This is a genomic window from Nonomuraea sp. B12E4, assembly GCF_039871825.1.
In the GTDB taxonomy this organism is placed as follows: Bacteria; Actinomycetota; Actinomycetes; order Streptosporangiales; family Streptosporangiaceae; genus Nonomuraea.
Genome location: NZ_JBDPME010000075.1, coordinates 1 through 1856 on the forward strand (window position 1 = coordinate 1; position 1856 = coordinate 1856).

A 1856-nucleotide genomic window follows, 5' to 3' on the forward strand; every position below is an offset into this window, starting at 1 on the left:
GTCGGCGCCTGCATTCTGTGTTGGGATACCGGCCGCCGCTGGAAGTTCTCGAGGAATGGTTCGATAGGCAAGTCGCTGCATGATATAGTTCATTTACTCCGGTGTCCGGAAAATGCGGGGCATGTCACACCCGCATGCTGGCGAACGGGCCGGAGCCGCCAGTCGACAATTGCAGGCCGGCCTTGGCCAGCCGGGGTTTCAGGACGCCGTTCTTTTCCTGCAGCGTGGTGTCGATCCACGCCCAGGAGCCGTCGTCTTGCTGTAATTGGGCCGGGCCGCTGTAGGAGTCGGTGGACAGATGCCCGTCCGGGTAGGCCCACGTGCGCGAGGTTTCGGTGAAGGTGGCCTCGACTGCCACCGGTTTGTTCTGTTTTTTGGCTTCCGCGACTGCGGTGCGTAATGGCGCGTCGGGGTCGTCTGGGCGTGGGAATGTGGTTAAAGCCGGTTCGGCGGGGCCTTTGGTGGGGTCGGGCTCCGCCTGTGCGGTGCCGGTCGCCCCGGCCACCAGCAGCGATGCTGCCACCGTGAGCACCGTTGCCAGCGCGAGTTGCCGGTGGGCGACTCGGCCGCGCTTGGGTGTGCTGACTAACTTGTTCACTGACACCTTCCTGTGTTGTTGGTCGGGAACAGCAAACAAGCTTTACCTTTTTCAAGACTTCATGATCAATATGAGATGGATCACAATAAGTAGGTTATAAATGCGGGTAACGCTTCTGGGCTGGGCGGCGATGGATATGGCTAGGAACGCCACGCAAAGTGGTATTTGGTAATTACCGAATGTCGAAATCGGCGCGGTGGTTGGCTGGCGAGCGATGGGGAGGCGCGGTCCGGGGGCCTATGGGCAACTGAGTCGATCAAGCTGCAAGGACCCAGCCTTGTGGGCGTCGGTGTGTCCTCGACGAGCGGCCAATGCTCTGCTCTTCTCTGCCTTTCCCGGCGGTGGTGAGCGAGTGCCTCGCCGTGCGCGGGATGGTCCCGCAACGGATCGTCCCCGAGCAACACGATCTGAGAGGGCTGATCCATGACCGAGACCCCGCCACGCGAGGCGTCTGCCAACAGGACGCGCACCGGGCGCTCGTCGCGGCCTGTGAACACGTCGGGTTGGAAAGCCGCGGGGCGGTGCCCATCCGGCTCGGCGAGAACGCGCTGTATCGTCTCGCGTCGGCCCCGGTGGTGAGGATCGCTCGAAGCGTGGATCGCCTGCCCGATGTCCAGAAAGAGGTAGCGGTCGCGCGGTGGCTGGAAGCAGCCGACTTCCCCGGAGTGCGGCTATGTCCGGACCTTCCCCAGGCCGCCATTCACGAAGGCCGGTGTCGGCCCCCGCCGCCACTGAAACCGGGCGAGTCATCGCACTTCAAAGCCGCCATTTATGCGCTTGACCTGCTGCTTCCCATCGGGGATCTAGGCCAGCAGTCGGCGTCAATCCAGAAGGAGTGACGTAGTGGCTCTCGTACGGGCTGATCGCAGCCGGCTGGGTGCTGGCGACCACCGTTGTCGCCGGAGCGGCCCGCGTAGTCGGCAGGTGAGCGTGTACCTCAAGCCGGAGTGTGCGCACGTATTTGGCACGATCACGACTGTGTTCGTCCGATGCCGGGGCGGTCGTAGCGGGTTGCCGGAGCCCGGACGACCTAGAATCGGGGTCTGACCTGGGAAAACGCTCTCAAGATCATCCCGCGCATATCCCCTGATCATGGTCTTACGGCTGCATGCGGGCACCGTCGGTTGCCTACCAAGGGCACAAAACAAAAGACCTGCGGCTGAGAAACCGCAGGTCGGGGGCCTGGAATGCCTATCTAGGTGAGTGCCCCCGGCAGTGTGCTGGTTCAGGACATAGGAAACCCATGTCGCAAGACATA

The 1856-nt window shown here is 62.8% G+C and carries 2 protein-coding genes; one reads left to right on the forward strand and one right to left on the reverse strand.

Going from position 1 to position 1856, the window contains the following annotated elements; genetic code table 11:
* Window positions 1–124 precede the first annotated feature (124 nt).
* On the reverse strand, window positions 125–598 hold the full coding sequence (locus tag ABGB18_RS49250; RefSeq protein WP_347702646.1) for a hypothetical protein: 474 nt from the start codon (window positions 596–598) through the stop codon (window positions 125–127).
* Between the two features lie 344 nt (window positions 599–942).
* Here ABGB18_RS49250 and ABGB18_RS49255 point away from each other — a divergent pair, with 344 nt between their 5' ends.
* Window positions 943–1437 carry a hypothetical protein gene (locus ABGB18_RS49255; RefSeq protein WP_347702647.1) on the forward strand — a complete coding sequence of 165 codons (495 nt, stop codon included), beginning with the start codon at window positions 943–945 and terminating at the stop codon, window positions 1435–1437.
* The last annotated feature ends 419 nt before the right edge of the window (window positions 1438–1856 follow it).